This is a genomic window from Faecalibacterium intestinale, from assembly GCF_040096575.1.
Lineage (GTDB): Bacteria > Bacillota > Clostridia > Oscillospirales > Ruminococcaceae > Faecalibacterium > Faecalibacterium intestinale.
The window spans coordinates 1-16,452 of the sequence record NZ_JBBMEN010000009.1 but is presented as its reverse complement, the minus strand read 5'-3'; the positions used below and the strand labels follow the sequence as shown (position 1 = coordinate 16,452).

Genomic DNA, 16,452 nt, shown 5'->3' with positions numbered 1-16,452 from the left:
ACCATTTCAGCTAAGGCGGTGACTGAATGGAAACCGTTCTCAAAGCCATTGCCGACTGGATCAAAGGCATCCTGACGGCAGGCATTATGTCAAACCTTTCCGGCCTGTTCGACGATGTGAACACGCAGGTCGGCAATATCGCCCAGCAGGTGGGCACCAAGCCCTCCAGCTTTGAGCCGAGAGTGTTCGCTATGATCGAAGCCCTCTCCCGGAATGTAGTGCTGCCCATTGCAGGCATCATCCTGACCTTCATCGCCTGTTATGAGTTGATTGAGATGATCACCCAGCACAACAACATGGCACAGTTTGAGCCTGCCCTCATCATGCGCTGGATCTTCAAAACGGCGGTGTCGGTGTGGTTTATCTCCAACACCTTCGATATTGTGATGGCAGTGTTCGACATCACCCAGAAGGTGGTGTCCGATTCCAGCAGCATCATTGCCGGAAACACCCGTGTCAATGACATTGGTTTGTCCATGCTGCAATCCAGTCTGATGCAGATGGATGTCGGCCCCCTGTTCGGACTTTTCCTGCAATCCTTTTTCATCGGCATCACCATGCGGATATTGAGCATCGTGATCTTCGTCATCGTCTACGGGCGTATGATTGAGATCTATTGCATGGTGAGTCTTGCGCCCATCCCCATGGCAACCTTCGGCAACCACGAGCAAAGCCACATGGGGCAGAACTACCTGAAATGCCTGTTTGCACTGGGTTTTCAGGGTTTTCTCATCCTCATCTGCGTGGCGATTTACGCGGTGCTGATACAGTCGGTAGCGATTTCTGGGGATGCCATCAACTCCATTTGGAGCATTGTGGGCTACACCGTTCTGCTCTGTTTCAGTCTGTTCAAGACCAGCTCCGTGACGAAATCCGTCCTCGGAGCGCACTAGAGGAGGTGCTTTATTGGCTGCGTATATCTCTGTGCCCCGTGATTTGACCAAGGTCAAATCCAAAGTGGCATTCAACCTGACCAAACGGCAGCTTGTCTGCTTTGGCACAGCGGCTCTCATTGGAGTGCCGCTGTTTTTTGTTCTCCGGGATTCCGGCGGCAACACCGCCGCCACCCTCGGCATGATGGCGGTGATGCTGCCGGCGTTCTTCCTTGGGATGTACGAGAAAAACGGTCAGCCTTTGGAAAAGCTGCTGTCGTACTATGTGCAGTCCCGGTTTCTCCGCCCGAAAATCCGCCCCTACAAGACCAACAACTACTATGCGATTTTGATGAAGGGAGGCATGACCCATGATCCCGTTTTGGAAAAAGACCGGCAAGCACAGTAAGCCGCAGTCTGCGCAGAAGCGCAGGCAGAACGCAAAGCCTGCTGTGCCCCGGACCGCCCAGCAGTCCATCCCCATGCAGCGGATGTTTGAGGATGGCACCTGCCGGGTGAAGGCAAACTACTACACCCGCACCATCCAGTATCAGGACATCAATTATCAGCTCGCCCAGCAGGAGGATAAGACCGCTATTTTCGAGGAATGGTGCAGTTTTCTGAACTTCTTCGACAGCTCCATCAAATTTGAGCTGTCCTTCGTGAACATGGCAACCGACAGCACCGAGTTTGAAAAGAGCATCCGCATTCCGTTTCAGAAGGACGGCTTTGACGATGTTCGTGCGGAGTATTCCCAGATGCTGCGCCAGCAGCTTGCCAAGGGCAATAATGGTCTGACCAAGACCAAGTTCATCACCTTTGGGGTTGAGGGCGAAAGCATGGCGCAGGTCAAGCCCCGGCTCGACCACATCCAGAACGACCTGCTGAATAACTTCCACCGGCTGGGGGTACAGGCAAAGCCCTTGAACGGTGCCCAGCGGTTGAAGCTCATGCACGATATGTTCAACATGGACGGTGCCAGCAAGTTCCACTTTGACTGGAAAGACCTTGTGAAAAGCGGCCTTTCCGTGAAGGATGCCATTGCGCCCACCGCCTTTGCGTTCAAGAACAGCCGCACCTTCCAGATGGGCGGTATCTTCTGCGCTGCCAGCTTTCTGAGCATCACGGCATCCGACATCAGCGACCAGCTTTTGAAGGACTTTCTGGACATGGATTCCAGCCAGATCGTCACCATGCACATCCAGTCCGTTGACCAGAACCGTGCCATCAAGACGGTGAAGCGCACCATCACGGAACTGGACAGAAGTAAGATCGAGGAACAGAAAAAAGCCATCCGTGCCGGGTATGATATTGACATCATCCCGTCGGATTTAGCAACCTACGGACGGGATGCGAAAGCCCTGCTCAAAGAGTTGCAAAGCCAGAACGAGCGGATGTTCCTCGTCACTTTTCTGGTGCTGAACACCGGGCGCACGGAGCAGGAGCTGGAAAACAACGTCTTTCAGGCCAGCTCCATCGCCCAGAAGCACAACTGCAATCTGTGCCGCCTTGATTTCCAGCAGGAGCAGGGCTTGATGAGCAGCCTGCCACTGGCGGATTGCCAGATCGAAATTCAGCGGGGGCTGACCACCAGCAGCACGGCGATTTTTGTGCCCTTTACCACGCAGGAGCTGTTCGACAACGGCAAGGAAAGCCTGTATTACGGCTTGAACGCCCTGTCCAATAACCTTATCATGGTGGACCGGAAGAAGCTGAAAAACCCGAATGGCTTGATTTTGGGCACTCCCGGCTCTGGCAAATCTTTCAGCGCAAAGCGTGAGATCACCAACGCTTTTTTGGTGACGGACGATGATATTATCATCTGCGACCCTGAAGCAGAGTACGCTCCGCTGGTGGAGCGTCTGCATGGGCAGGTTATCCACATCGGTCCTGCCAGCACGCAGTATATCAACCCGATGGACATCAACAGCAATTACAGCGAGGAGGACAATCCGCTGGCGTTGAAGGCGGACTTTATTCTTTCTCTGTGTGAGCTGGTGGTGGGCGGCAAGGAAGGTCTGCTGCCGGTGGAGAAAACCGTCATTGACCGCTGTGTTCATGTGGTCTACCGCAAGTATTTTGAGAATCCCACCCCGGAAAATATGCCGTTGCTGGAAGATCTGTACAATGCCCTGCTGACGCAGGACGAACCGGAAGCGCGTCATGTGGCGGCGGCGTTGGAGATTTACGTTAAAGGTTCTTTGAACATCTTCAACCACCACACCAACGTGGATATCCACAACCGCATCGTCTGTTTTGACATCAAGCAGCTCGGCAAGCAGCTCAAAAAGCTGGGAATGCTCATTGTGCAGGATGCCGTGTGGGGGCGTGTAACTGCCAATCGCTCTGCCGGCAAATCGACTCGGTACTATGCAGACGAGTTCCACCTTTTGCTGAAAGAGGAGCAGACCGCCGCTTATTCCGTGGAGATTTGGAAGCGTTTCCGCAAGTGGGGCGGCATCCCGACAGCCCTAACGCAGAACGTCAAAGATCTGCTGGCAAGCCCCGAAGTATCGAACATTTTTGAAAATTCGGACTTCGTTTATATGCTCAATCAGGCGAACGGCGATCGGCAGATCCTCGCAAAACAGCTCAATATTTCGCCTCACCAGCTTTCCTATGTGACCCACTCCGGCGAGGGCGAAGGGCTGCTGTTCTTCGGCAACGTCATTCTGCCCTTCGTTGACCATTTCCCGACTGATCTGGAACTCTACCACATTATGACCACCAAGTTGGGTGAAGTTTCGGAGGGGCAGAAATGAGCAATCCGAAGCTGAATCTCAAAGAGGAATCGTCCGCCAAAAAGACCCGTTCACCCCCGAAAAAAGCCAAGGTGGAGCAGTCGGTGCCCAAAAAGAAGAAGCTGAAAACCGACGCGGATAAAGCTGCGGAAAAGACGCAGCACCTACGGTTTGGCAAGGCGGAACTGACCCCGGACGAACTGAGCCGGTTGAGCAAGGCGCAGAAGCGGGAAATGTACGCCGCCCATGCCGCCCGATCTGCGGTGCATCGGGAGATCGACCAGTATGAGGACGACAATGTGGGCACGCAGGCTCTGAGTGAGGGCGAAAAGACGGCTGGCAATGTCCGGGATATTTCCAAGAGCCGCTATGCCCGCAAACTCAAGAAAAAAGCCAAATTGCAGGGCAAGAAAGGCTCCAAAACCGCAAGATCTTCTGCACAGAAGCCGACTCCAGCACAAGATGCAGGCGCATCCGGTACCGGTGAGGGCGGCTCCAACTGGCTTTCACGTTGGAAACAGCGGCAAGAAATTCACAAAAGCTATTATACCGCCGCCCGGTCGGGCACGGCGGCGCAGACCGCAGGCGGCAAGGCGGCATCCAATGGTGTATCCACTGCCCGGTCCGGCGTGGAACAAGCCGTAGAAAAAGGTAAAACCGCCGTCAGCACTGCCGTAAAGGGACTGATGAATGCCGCCAAAGGCAACGCACACGTTCTGGTGATCGTGGGCGTTTTTCTTTTGCTCATTCTTATGGTGATGTCGGGCTTTTCCTCCTGCGGAATCCTCTTTTCCGGCACCACGCAGGTGTCCGGGCAGACCATGTATTCTGCCGAGGATCGGAACATCCGGGGCGCAGAGCAGGACTACAAGAAGCTGGAAAAGGAACTGGATAAAAAGATCAAGCGCACCCCCACCGACCACCCCGGCTACAACGAGTACCAGTACCACCTTGACCCCATCGAGCACGACCCGTGGCAGCTCACTTCGTTCCTGACCACCCTGTATGATGATTACACCCGGTCGGAGGTGCAGGGCAAGCTGAAGGAGACCTTCAAAAAGCAGTACAAGCTCACCACATGGGTGGAGGTGCAGACCCGGTATATGACGGTGTGGGTCATCAGCCCGGTGGGTGTGCCCATCCCCACGCAGGTGCCCTATGAGTACCGCATCTTCCACACCAAGCTGGTGAACCGTGGATTGGAGGTGGTCATCCGGGAGGAACTGGACAACGACCAGTGGAAACGGTACGAAATTTTTCAAGACACCTTGGGTGGTCGGCCTTATCTGTTCAACGGCGGTCTGCCACCCGGTGGCTCCGACGGTTCCGGCGCACCGGGCATCGACTATCAGGTTCCGGCAGAAGCACTGACCGACAGCGAATTTGCCGCCATCTACAAGGAAGCCCAAAAGTATGCGGGCACACCCTACGTCTGGGGCGGCTCTACCCCGGAAACTGGCTTTGATTGTTCGGGCTACGTCTGCTGGGTGTACAACCAGAACGGCTACGATGTGGGACGCACCACCGCCAACGGATTATGGCAGAAAAGCCAGCACATTTCTGAAGCAGAAGCAAAGCCCGGAGACCTTGTTTTCTTTGAAGGAACGTATGATACGCCGGGAAAAAGCCACGTTGGAATCTATCTCGGCAACGGCATGATGGTCAGTGCCGGAGACCCCATCAAGTACGCAAACATTCACTCGTCCTACTGGGAGAAGCATCTCGCCGGGTTTGGACGGCTTTCAAAATGATTGGAGGAGTTTTATGAGCGAAAAATCGGATAAGCTGCGGGCGATGCTGGCAAAAGAGAAGGAGCGCCGCATCAAGCTGAACAACCGCATCGAGATTTTGGAGCGGCGCATTCAGGAGGAGGATTCCGCCGAGGTCAACGAGATGGTGCGAACTGCAAAAGTCACGCCGGAACAGCTTGCCGCCCTGCTGCGGCAGTCTGCCACCACCACCCCGAACCCGGCTGCGCTGTCTGCCGTGGGTGCCACTTTCGAGAAGGAGGATGCAGATGAAGATTAAGAAACTGAGCGCACTGCTGGTGTCGGTGGCACTGTGTGCTGGTATGGCGGCTCCTGCCTTTGCCTTTGAGGGCGAAGCTGCCTCGGTGGAGCAGCCGATTCTGCCGGAGGTCGTGGAGGAGGATGTTGTCACCATCACGGACGAAACCTCTGGTGCCCTGACCCCAGAGGGCAATCTGACGCTGGTGGATGATTACCACACCAGTTATTCGGATGGCTCTGGCCAGCAGTTCATCACGCTGGTGTCGAAGTCTGGCAACACATTCTATCTGGTCATCGACCGCAACGACAAGGGGGAAAACACCGTTCATTTCATGAATCTTGTGGACGAAGCCGACCTTCTTTCCCTGATGGAAGATGAAGATGCCGATGCCTACACCGCTGAAAAAGAAGCGGCGGCGCAGGCAGAACAGGAGCGCAAACAGGCCGAGGAGGATGCGCAAAAGGCTGCGGAAGAAGCGGCGGCATCCGGTTCGGAACAGACTGGTGGCAACAAAGTTACGAAGTATGCTGCTACGTTCTTAGGCGTACTGGCACTGGTCGGTTTGGTTGCTGGCGGTGGCATTTACACCTTTATGAAGCAGAAGCAGAAAAAGCAGGCAGAAAAAGAAGCCCTTGACCCCGATGCAAACTACACTGAGGACAAGGGCGACTTTGAAATCCCTGTGGAGGATGAGCCGGATGAGACCGGCGAGGAGGATAACGCAGAAGAATAATTCTATTGGCGGCATTTGCCGCCGTACATATTGCAATCCGAAACAGATTGGAGGGATTCTTATCGCAAAATTGATCGTGGCAGAAAAACCGTCGGTTGCCATGTCCTATGCCAAAGTTCTTGGTGCCACCAATCATCAGGACGGCTACCTTGAGGGCAACGGCTATCTGGTGAGCTGGTGTGTGGGTCATCTGGTGGAACTGGCTCCGCCTAATGTCTACGATGACAAATACGTCAAGTGGAGCATTGCAGACCTGCCCATCCTACCGCAGAAGTGGCAGTATCTGGTGTCTGCCAGTACCAAAAAGCAGTTTGGCATCCTGCAAAAACTGATGCACCGCCCGGATGTAGACAGCATTGTGAACAGTTGCGATTCCGGACGGGAGGGAGAACTGATCTTCCGACTTGTCTACCAGCAAGCGGAGTGCAAAAAGCCCTTCTCTCGTCTATGGCTGTCCAGCATGGAGGAAAACGCTATCCGGGAAGGGTTCGCCCACCTCAAACCGTCAACTGAATACGATGCGCTGTACAACGCAGCACTCTGCCGGGAACGCGCCGACTGGATGGTCGGCATCAATGCATCCCGGCTTTTTTCGTGCCTGTACGGTCAGCCGCTGGCGGTGGGGCGTGTTATGACCCCGGTGCTTGCCATGACGGTGGTGCGAGAAGCCGCCATCGCCGCCTTTACCCCGGAAAAATTCTACACGGTGGATCTGGAACTGACCAGCGGCTGCACGGCATCCAGCCGCCGCATTCCTGAAAAATCCGTTGCTGAAAACCTGTTGAAAGCCTGCCGAAAGGAGATGGTAGCAACGATCCAGCGCATCACCCGCAAGGAAAAGTCCGAGAATCCACCACCACTGTATGATCTGACCACCCTTCAGAGGGACGCTAACCGCTTGCTGGGGTACAGCGCACAGCAGACTTTGGACTATGTACAGAGCCTGTATGAGAAGAAACTTACCACTTATCCCAGAACTGATAGCTGCTATATCACCGACGATGACGAGGAGATGCTGGAGGAACTGACTGAGGAGTTGGAGGGTTTTCTCGACATTACCTCGGCAGATGTGGACGAGGCTGTGCCTCGGACACGGCGCACCGTCAACCGGGAAAAAGTCACCGACCACCACGCCATTCTGCCCACTCGCAGTATGCTGCAAGCAGATCTGGACGCACTGCCCAAGGGCGAGCAGAATGTCCTGAAGCTCATCATCGCCCGGACGCTGATGGCGGTAAGCAAGCCCTTCCGTTATCTGGAGACCCTGCTGACCACCGAATGCGCCGGGGAGGAATTTACCGCCAAGGGCAAGGAGGTTTTGGAGGAAGGCTGGAAAGCTGTGGAGCGCAAGGTGCTGGCAAACATCCTGAACCGGAAGCAGGAACTCACCGCCCTGCCCAATGTCGCAGAAAATGAGTGCGGCATCCTCAATGCCGAACTGAAAGAGGGCCAAACCTCCCCGCCGAAGCACTTTACCGATGTTATATGCTATGAAAGGGGGATAAGAAATCGCCCATAGAAAGGAGAGTTTTTCAATGAAAGCAAAGAAAACGGACAACGGCAAGATAACCGCACTATACGAGCGTCTTTCCCGCGACGACGACCTCACAGGCGACAGTAACAGTATAATCAATCAAAAGAAGCTGCTTGAAGATTATGCAAAGGAGCATGGATTTACGAATTGTGTCCACTTTACTGATGACGGCTGGTCTGGCGCAAACTTTGACCGCCCTAATTGGAAACGCATGATTGCAGCCATAGAAGCCGGAGAGGTTTCCCATGTGCTGGTAAAGGATTTGAGCCGCGTTGGTAGAGATTATCTGCAAGTGGGTTTTTATACCGAAGTTATGTTTAGAGAGCATGGCGTTCGCTTCGTTGCCATTGCAAACGGCGTTGACAGCGACAAGCGCGAAAGCAGCGAGTTTGCACCCTTTTTGAACATTATGAATGAGTGGTATGTTCGGGACTCAAGCCGCAAAATCAAAAGCGTTCTCCGGGCAAAGGGAATGTCTGGCATACACACTAATTCCATTGGTATTTATGGGTACAAGAAAGACCCTAACGACAAAAACCATTGGATTGTTGATGATGAAGCCGCCGAGGTTGTTCGCCGGATTTACCGCATGGCGATAGAGGGAAAAGGCCCGTATGAAATCGCTCGTATTCTTGCTTCGGAAAAAGTTGAAAGACCGTCCTACTACCTTGCACAGCGCGGTTTAGGCAAACATAAAACCAGTTACAACCCCGACGAGCCATACACATGGCGCGGCGGCACAGTTGCAGATATTCTATCCAAGCCGGAATATATCGGGCATACGGTAAACTTTCGGACTTATAAGGAGAGCTACAAGGACAAACACTCCAAAATGACACCAAAAGAGGATTTAGTCATTTTTGAGAATACGCAGGAAGCAATTATTGACAAGGAAACATGGGAGCGCGTTCAGACCTTGCGAAAGACAATCCGTAGGACAGATACCATAGGCACAGCAAATCCCTTAACAGGCTTGATGTTCTGTGCTGATTGCGGGGCGAAGATGTATAACCACAGGGGCAAGGCTGGCAATGCGCGGGATTGGGCAGGGCGACCAACTGGAAAGAAACGTCCAGACCGCGACGAATACAACTGTTCCCGTTATGATTTAGGCAATCAACACTTTGATGATTATTGCACCACACACCTTATCCGTACTGCCGTTGTTAATGAATTACTGCTTGAAGCGATAAAGGAAGTTTGCGACTATGCACAGAACAACGAAGCCGAGTTTATGGCGCAAGTCTGTTCCGCTTCCGAGGACAGACAGGCAAAAGCGGCTAAAGCTATCCGACAGAGGAAACAGCGCAGCGAAAAGCGCACCGACGAATTGAGCCGCTTAATTCGCAAGCTCTATGAGGACAATGTAAATGGGCGGCTTTCAGACAAGCTCTTTGAACAAATGTTGCATGATTTTGAAGCCGAGTTAGAGGGCTTGACCGATAGTATCACACAAGACCAGCAGGAGCTTGACCGCATAAGCAGGGAAACCGTCAATGCCGAGAAGTTTCTTGCCCTTGTCAAAAAATATACGGATTTTTCCGAACTCACCCCCGCAATGATAAATGAGTTTGTTGAAAAAATCCTTGTTCATCAAGCCGAGGGCAAAGGCGCAAGCCGTACACAGGAAGTCGAGATTTTCTTTAACTTTATCGGCAAGGTAGAAATCCCGCGCAAAGAAATTGAACTAACAGAGGAAGAAAAGGCAGCATTAGCGGAACAGGAACGACGCAGGGCGAAGAAAGCCGAGTATAACCGCCGCTATATGGAGAAGAAGCGCAGACAATGGAAAGAGCAACAGGAACGGGAGAAAGAACAGCAGGAAGCTCTTGAATTACCCGCTGCTTCCACCGAGAAAGGAGAACGCATAGCATGAGAATACTCATTGACAATGGCAACACCCCCGCCGCCCCGCGCCCGTATATCGGGCATTACGGGCGGTTGCGGAAAGCCTACCTTGAACAGTACCGCCCCGACCTCTACACCGCCCTTGTCGCAAATGAGAAGCTGCATGAGCATTGCGCCGAGATTGACGAAGCCGCCCGGAGCCGGATTGACCTTATCATGCCGCAGCTTGCAAAGAGCGCGGGAGCCACCGAGGAATTAAAAGCCGCCGACCCTATGAAGTGGGTAGGACTGATGAACGCTTGCAAAGCACAGGCAGAAGAAATCGTAAAATATGAGCTAATCTATGCTTGACGGTCAAGAGCCGGAAAAAACAGAAATCTTGCGATAACAGCCGCCCTGACGATACACTCCTCGTCCGGGCGGTTTCTATTTGAAAATCCTCATTTTCCCCAAGTCAAGAGCCGGGAAAAACACCCGAAAAATGCCCCTATTGCGTAACAGGGGCGCAGAAAGGAGAGTTTATGAGAACAGGGCTTACGAAGCAGGAAAAGACCACCGATATTTGGTTTGACGAGAAAGACCCCCTTATCCATATCCGCACCCACAACACCGACTTAAAGAAGCGGCTTGCCGCCTACGCCGGACAGTACCCCGACCAGTGCTGCCAAACCGACGCAGACCCCGAAACGGGCTGCATGGAGTTTGATATTGCAAAGGGGCGTTTCTCTTTCCGTCTGACCGCCCCATACAGTGAGGAACGGAGGAACGCCGCCAGCAAAGCGGCAAAGAAACATTCCGGCAACTTGACACACCCTATTCAAAAAGATGTGCTATAATTTTTTTGAAAAAGTTTCGGATTAGATGTAGTATTTGCCGCTGAAACCGTAGTACATAGGTGAAGCCCGAAAGGAGGCGGTGAGATGATAGACGACGAAAAAATCATAGAAATGTTTTTTGGACGTTCAGAACAAGGCATACGAGAGCTGGATATAAAATACGGAAAGGTCTGCCACAATCTTTCCTACCATATCGTAGGCAGCAGACAAGACGCGGAGGAATGTGTAAACGACGCTTATTTAGGCGCATGGAACGCCATTCCCCCGGCACGACCTAACCCGCTGCTATCTTATCTTGTTAAAATCGTTCGGAACATTTCACTCAAAATCTATTGGAGAAAGGAAGCAGCCAAACGAAGCAGCCATTACACGATTGCTTTGGAAGAAATTGAAGCCTGTATAGCAGCCCCGAATACAGTAGAAGCAGAAATCGAAGCCAAAGAGTTAGCCCGTATCATTGAAGCATTTTTAGACACGCTGACTACCGAAAACCGCGTTATTTTCATGCGCCGCTATTGGTTTTCCGACAGCTATAAGGACATAGCCGAGTTTATGGGGCTTTCAGAAAAAAACATTTCTGTCCGGCTGACCCGTATCCGCGAGAAGATGAAGCAATATTTGATTGAAAGAGAGGTATTCGTATGAATGCAAAGAAGTTTTCCGACGCTATGAGCGAGCTTGACACAAAATATGTCGATGAAGCTCTCAACTACAAGAAGAAAGCCAAAAAGCCCATTTGGGTAAAGTGGGGGGCTATTGCAGCTTGCTTTGCAGTAATTGCTGTTTTAGGCGTAGGCGTATTTCAAAATGGATTGTTCGGGAACAAAACTGACATTGCCACTTTGGACAACGGAAATGAAATCATCTTTGTAAAATCGGAAACTGCTGGCTCAAGCATTGACATTGACGGGACTATAACAACAAGGCAACTTACGGAAACGGAAGCTGCATCTCTTTTTCCAAACTTGACCGTTACAGCTCATGCAGTTTTTCGTGTTGATGATACTGTTTCCGACAGCAACAAAGAATTGATTGGTTTTGAGGGAAAAATCGAAAATGCCAAAGTGGTAATATCTACAACGGATATAGCACTACTTGATACGAAGATTGTAGGAAGTGAAGAAAGTAGCGAAGTAAATGGCACAAGCGTGACGGCAGGATATTTTGTAACAGACCGGAACAGCGTGGGAGAACAGAATGTAATTTACTATGCGACTTTTAAGTTGGGAGATAGCACCGTATATGTTGAAAATGCGGGTGCAAAAACTGAAAGCGAAAGTGTGAAAAACGATTTGGCTACCATTATCCAAGAGCTGATAAATAATGGTGCGCTTGACCTAAGTTCTTTCAACGGATAACCCCATGAAAATTTAATACTACCATCAGGACAGCCGAGAAAATCGACTGTCCTTTTTCTATGCTTATGAGCAGAAAGGAGCGCCCAACCATGACAAAGCCAAGAGAGAAAACCCGCGAGGAATTGCAAGCCGAGATTGAGGACGGAAAGAAGAAAATCCGGCAGTTTGAGAACCGGGAAAAGATGCTGCGTCAGAAGCTATCCAAAGAGGAACGCAGAACGCGCAGTCACCACCTTATCGTCCGGGGCGCGGTCTTTGAGAGCATTGTGCCGGAAGCAAAGACCATGACCGACGAGGAAGCTGCCGCGCTTCTCCGGCTTGCCCTAACCAGTGAGCCAGCGCGGGAGTTTTTGAAAAAACGAGCCGAAAGCGGGAACGCCGGATAAATCCCTTAGGAACTAAGGGCGCACTTATACACCCTTGCGGGCGTGTGCGCTCTGCCGAGGGCTTATCTCCGCACAGGGAACTTTCCCCGCGCTACGATATGGCGGCTTTGCCGCAACAAGGGGCTGCACCCCTTGCGCCGCTTTGCGGCTATCCCTGCACACCCACAAAAACAGTACACCCGCCGTTGGCGTCTGTACCTTTTTTGCGGGTTTTATTATCCTATCCGGGAGGTGATACCCATAGCCATTTACCATTGGAACATCGGCATTGTGAGCCGAGGAAAAGGCAAATCAGCCGTTGCCGCAGCCGCCTACCGAAGCGGCGAAAAGCTGACAAACGAATGGGACGGAATGACCCATGACTACACCCGCAAAGGCGGCGTTGTCCATACAGAAATCATGCTGCCGCCCCACGCGCCACCCTCATTCTCTGACCGTTCAACCTTGTGGAACAGCGTGGAGCTTTATGAGAAAGCCGGGAACGCCCAGCTTGCGCGTGAGATTGACGCAGCGCTCCCCATAGAATTATCCAGAGAGGAACAGATCCGGCTTGTCCGGGAATACTGTTCCTCTCAATTTGTTTCCAGAGGAATGTGTGTGGATTTTGCCATTCACGACACCGACAAGGGCAACCCCCATTGTCATATCATGCTGACTATGCGACCACTTGACGAGCGCGGCACATGGACAGCGAAATCCAAAAAGGAATATGACCTTGACGAAAACGGCGAGCGTATCCGCTTGCCAAGCGGCAGATACAAGACGCACAAAATTGACCTTACAGGCTGGAATGACAAGGACAACACCCTCTTGTGGCGCAAGGCATGGGCTGACTATACCAACGACTTTTTGGAGAGGAACGGAAGCCCGGAGCGTATCGACCACCGCAGCAACGCCGAGAGAGGAATTGACGAGCTGCCCACCGTCCACATGGGCGTGGCGGCTTGCCAGATGGAGAAGAAAGGTGTAGCCACCGAGAAAGGCGAACTGAACCGCAGTATTCAAAAGACAAACCGCCTTATCCGGGAAATCCGGGCGCAGATTGGGAAGCTCAAAGAATGGATTGCCGACCTGTTCAAAGCGCGGGAAACCGCCCCGGAGCCGCCGCCGCAATCTCCCAACCTTGCAAATCTGCTGATGAAGTATTTGAGCGTTCAGAGAGAAAAGAGCCGGAAGTATTCGCAAAGTTGGCAGCACCAACACGCAGCCGATGAATTGAAAACCATAGCGGCGGCGGTCAACTATCTTTCCGAGCATGGTATCTCTAATCTTGATGAGCTGGACGCTTCCCTTTCCTCTGTCAGTGATAGAGCCTATTCAATCCGGGAGGGAATGAAAACCGCCGAGCAGCGCATGAAAGAACTGCAAAAACTCATGGAGCAAGGCAGAAATTATCAGACCTACAAGCCCATACAGGACGAGTATCGGCAAATCCGCTGGAAAGGAAAACAGGAGAAGTTTGCGGAAGCCCGCCGCGCCGAGCTTACCCTATGGGACGCGGCAAACCGCTATCTCCATGCAAATCTGCCGAAAGGAACAAAGACCTTGCCTATTGCGGAATGGGAACAGGAATATGCTGACCTCAAAACACAAAGGGACAGCGATTATACCAAACTGAAAGAAACCCGCGCCGAGGTTGCCGAGCTTCAAAAAATCCGCAGGTGTGTGGATATTGCACTCCGCGCCGACCAGCCGGAACAGACACAGAACCGCACCAAGCGGCATGATATAGACCGCTGAAAGGAGTTGAACTTTTATGTATTACACCCAAGAACAAATAGACCGCGCCAACCAAGCCGACCTTGTTTCTTTCCTGCAATCACAGGGCGAGCAGCTTACCCGCGCCGGACAGGAATACCGTTGGAAACGGCACGACAGCCTGACCGTCCGGGGAAACAAATGGTACAGGCACAGCCAGAGTAAGGGCGGCGCACCCATTGATTTTGTCATGGAGTTTTTCGGCAAGAGCTTTACCGAAGCCGTTGAACTTCTCACAGGCGAGAAAGGAGCCGCCCTACCGCCGGACAGACCAAGCCCCGCGCCCCTCTCCAACTTCCGGCTACCACCCCGGAACACCGACAACCGAACAACGAGGAACTACCTCACAGCCGCCCGCCGCATTGACGAAGATGTGACGGGCTTTTTCTTTGCCACCGGGGATATTTACGAGGAAGCCGCCCACCACAACGCCGTATTCGTAGGGCGGGACGAGGACGGAGTACCACGCTACGCCCACCAGCGCGGCACAGCCGGGAGCTTCCGGCTTGATGTGAAAGGCAGCGACAAAGCCTTTAACTTCTGCTACCGGGGTGAGGGCGAAAGGTTGTTTGCCTTTGAAGCCCCGATAGACCTCTTATCTTTCCTCTGTCTGTTCAAAAAGGACTGGCAGAGGCAAAGCTATCTGGCGTTGGGCGGCGTGGGCGAAAAAGCCCTTTTGCGTTTCCTTTCTGACCGTCCGAACATCAAGGCCGTTTACCTCTGCCTTGACAGCGACCAAGCCGGAAACGACGCTTGCAGCCGCCTTGTGGGGCTTATGCCGGAGGGCTTGACCGTCCACCGTCTTGTGCCGCTATTTAAGGACTGGAACGAGGTATTGCAGCACCGAGCAGAAATCACAGACGGGAAGTATATCCGTGAAGCGATTTACGGCTTGAAAGAGCCAACCCAGGAAGAAACCGTTGAGATTATCCGCATGAGCGAGGTTGATACACAGACCGTTGAATGGCTATGGGAGCCGTATATCCCCTTTGGGAAAGTAACCATTGTGCAAGGCAATCCCGGCGAAGGTAAGACCACTTTTGCCCTACGCCTTGCCGCCGCCTGCACCACCGGGGGAACGCTGCCGGGAATGAAATCCTTGCCGCCATTCCAAGTGATTTACCAGACCGCCGAGGACGGGCTGGGCGATACCGTCAAGCCCCGCTTGATGGAAGCAGAAGCCGACCTTGACCGGGTGCTTGTGATTGATGAAGCCAAGCGGGAGCTTACCCTGTCCGACGAGCGCATAGAGAAAGCAATCACGCAAAACGGGGCGCGGCTGATTATCCTTGACCCCATACAGGCGTATATGGGCGAAAAGACCGACATGAACCGGGCAAACGAAGTGCGCCCCATGTTCCGCCGCCTTGCCGATGTTGCCGAGCGTACCGGGTGCGCCGTTATCCTTATCGGACATCTCAACAAAGCTGCCGGAGGGCAGAGCGCATACCGGGGATTAGGTTCTATCGACTTCCGCGCCGCAGCAAGGAGCGTCCTTTTAATTGGGCGCGTGAAGCGTGAGCCGAATGTGCGCGTTATCATTCACGACAAATCTTCCCTTGCGCCGGAGGGAAAGCCCGTTGCCTTTTGCCTTGACCCGGAAACAGGCTTTGAGTGGATAGGCGAATATGATATAACCGCCGACGAGCTGCTGTCCGGCGCGGGCAGCAATAACGCCACCAAAACCGAACAGGCTGAAAAGCTGATACTTGACCTACTGGCAGACGGAAAAGAGCTTGCCAGCGAGGACATAGAGAAAGCCGCAGCCGACGCGGGGATTTCTGCCCGTACTGTCCGGGCGGCAAAGAAAAACCTTGACGGGCGCATTACCTCAAAGCGCATTGGCGCGGCATGGTATCACGCTCTTAAAAAGTGAAACGGCAAAATCCAAGTGGCAAAACCCAGATACCTTGCCACTTTGCCACTTCGCCACTTCAACCTCAAAACCACCGCCCCATGTATGACCGCATGGGGCTTTTCTCATGGAAAGGAGAGCCTATGAGCAACGAAACCAACACCCGCACCGCCACCCCTACCGCTTCCCCTCTGACCGCACAAGGCACACAGCAGCCCGTTATGGTAAAGAGGATTGGAAAGACAACCTATCGTGTCAAGCTGCATTTCAGCGAAACGAGCAAGGAAACGATGACCGATAAGATTAAGCGGCTTATTTTGAATGATTGTGCAAAAGAGTTTGAACAAAGCGAAAAAATTTCTTAAACACCCTTGACAAAGCGTATCAGAGGATACCCTGCTGCACGCTATGGAAACCACCAGTGCGGATAGTATGCCGGAGGGTGTGGAGCGTCAGGGTGTCGGTACTCCGGCAACCAGAGCAGCCACCATTGAAAAGCTGGTGCAGAAGGGCTTTCTGGA

General features: G+C 52.8%; 16 protein-coding genes and 1 pseudogene. All 17 read left to right on the top strand.

What is annotated here, in order from left to right; all coding sequences use genetic code 11:
* The first annotated feature begins 26 nt into the window (after window positions 1-26).
* Entirely contained in the window at window positions 27-893 is an 867-nt protein-coding gene (locus WMO20_RS08085; protein WP_349186435.1) for a VirB6/TrbL-like conjugal transfer protein, CD1112 family, read from the top strand.
* A 13-nt stretch (window positions 894-906) separates the two neighbouring features.
* Entirely contained in the window at window positions 907-1,281 is a 375-nt protein-coding gene (locus WMO20_RS08080; RefSeq protein WP_349186434.1) for a PrgI family protein, read from the top strand.
* Complete coding sequence (locus WMO20_RS08075; RefSeq protein ID WP_349186433.1) at window positions 1,244-3,634, top strand: VirB4-like conjugal transfer ATPase, CD1110 family; 2,391 nt, start codon at window positions 1,244-1,246, stop codon at window positions 3,632-3,634. Before WMO20_RS08080 ends, WMO20_RS08075 begins: the two co-directional genes overlap by 38 nt.
* Window positions 3,631-5,364, top strand: coding sequence for a C40 family peptidase (locus WMO20_RS08070; protein WP_349186432.1), 1,734 nt, complete (start codon window positions 3,631-3,633; stop codon window positions 5,362-5,364). The genes WMO20_RS08075 and WMO20_RS08070 overlap by 4 nt, the downstream gene beginning before the upstream one ends.
* 13 nt (window positions 5,365-5,377) lie before the next feature.
* The gene (locus WMO20_RS08065; RefSeq protein ID WP_097785686.1) at window positions 5,378-5,641 is read left to right on the top strand and encodes a DUF4315 family protein; all 264 of its coding nucleotides are present in this window, start codon (window positions 5,378-5,380) and stop codon (window positions 5,639-5,641) included.
* A complete protein-coding gene (locus WMO20_RS08060) occupies window positions 5,625-6,356 on the top strand; it encodes a DUF4366 domain-containing protein (protein ID WP_349186431.1) in 732 nt (243 codons plus the stop codon). The genes WMO20_RS08065 and WMO20_RS08060 overlap by 17 nt, the downstream gene beginning before the upstream one ends.
* A gap of 76 nt (window positions 6,357-6,432) precedes the next feature.
* Complete coding sequence (locus WMO20_RS08055) at window positions 6,433-7,875, top strand: DNA topoisomerase (RefSeq protein WP_349186430.1); 1,443 nt, start codon at window positions 6,433-6,435, stop codon at window positions 7,873-7,875.
* 16 nt (window positions 7,876-7,891) lie between these two features.
* Window positions 7,892-9,766, top strand: a complete 1,875-nt coding sequence (locus WMO20_RS08050) for a recombinase family protein (protein WP_055185909.1) — start codon at window positions 7,892-7,894, stop codon at window positions 9,764-9,766.
* The gene (locus WMO20_RS08045; RefSeq protein ID WP_349186429.1) at window positions 9,763-10,089 is read left to right on the top strand and encodes a TnpV protein; all 327 of its coding nucleotides are present in this window, start codon (window positions 9,763-9,765) and stop codon (window positions 10,087-10,089) included. The genes WMO20_RS08050 and WMO20_RS08045 overlap by 4 nt, the downstream gene beginning before the upstream one ends.
* 170 nt (window positions 10,090-10,259) lie before the next feature.
* Complete coding sequence (locus WMO20_RS08040; RefSeq protein WP_097769766.1) at window positions 10,260-10,574, top strand: hypothetical protein; 315 nt, start codon at window positions 10,260-10,262, stop codon at window positions 10,572-10,574.
* Between the two features lie 84 nt (window positions 10,575-10,658).
* Window positions 10,659-11,219, top strand: coding sequence for an RNA polymerase sigma factor (locus WMO20_RS08035; RefSeq protein WP_005922902.1), 561 nt, complete (start codon window positions 10,659-10,661; stop codon window positions 11,217-11,219).
* On the top strand, window positions 11,216-11,932 hold the full coding sequence (locus WMO20_RS08030; protein ID WP_158420702.1) for a hypothetical protein: 717 nt from the start codon (window positions 11,216-11,218) through the stop codon (window positions 11,930-11,932). Before WMO20_RS08035 ends, WMO20_RS08030 begins: the two co-directional genes overlap by 4 nt.
* 89 nt (window positions 11,933-12,021) lie before the next feature.
* Complete coding sequence (locus WMO20_RS08025; protein ID WP_128132530.1) at window positions 12,022-12,318, top strand: DUF3847 domain-containing protein; 297 nt, start codon at window positions 12,022-12,024, stop codon at window positions 12,316-12,318.
* A gap of 231 nt (window positions 12,319-12,549) precedes the next feature.
* A complete protein-coding gene (mobQ, locus tag WMO20_RS08020) occupies window positions 12,550-14,058 on the top strand; it encodes a MobQ family relaxase (protein WP_435387762.1) in 1,509 nt (502 codons plus the stop codon).
* 16 nt (window positions 14,059-14,074) lie between these two features.
* Window positions 14,075-15,952, top strand: a complete 1,878-nt coding sequence (locus WMO20_RS08015) for an AAA family ATPase (protein WP_349186428.1) — start codon at window positions 14,075-14,077, stop codon at window positions 15,950-15,952.
* Window positions 15,953-16,074: 122 nt separating this feature from the next.
* Window positions 16,075-16,296, top strand: a complete 222-nt coding sequence (locus WMO20_RS08010) for a transposon-encoded TnpW family protein (RefSeq protein WP_097777333.1) — start codon at window positions 16,075-16,077, stop codon at window positions 16,294-16,296.
* Window positions 16,297-16,315: 19 nt separating this feature from the next.
* A pseudogene (locus tag WMO20_RS14545) lies at window positions 16,316-16,452 on the top strand (DNA topoisomerase); the annotation flags it as partial.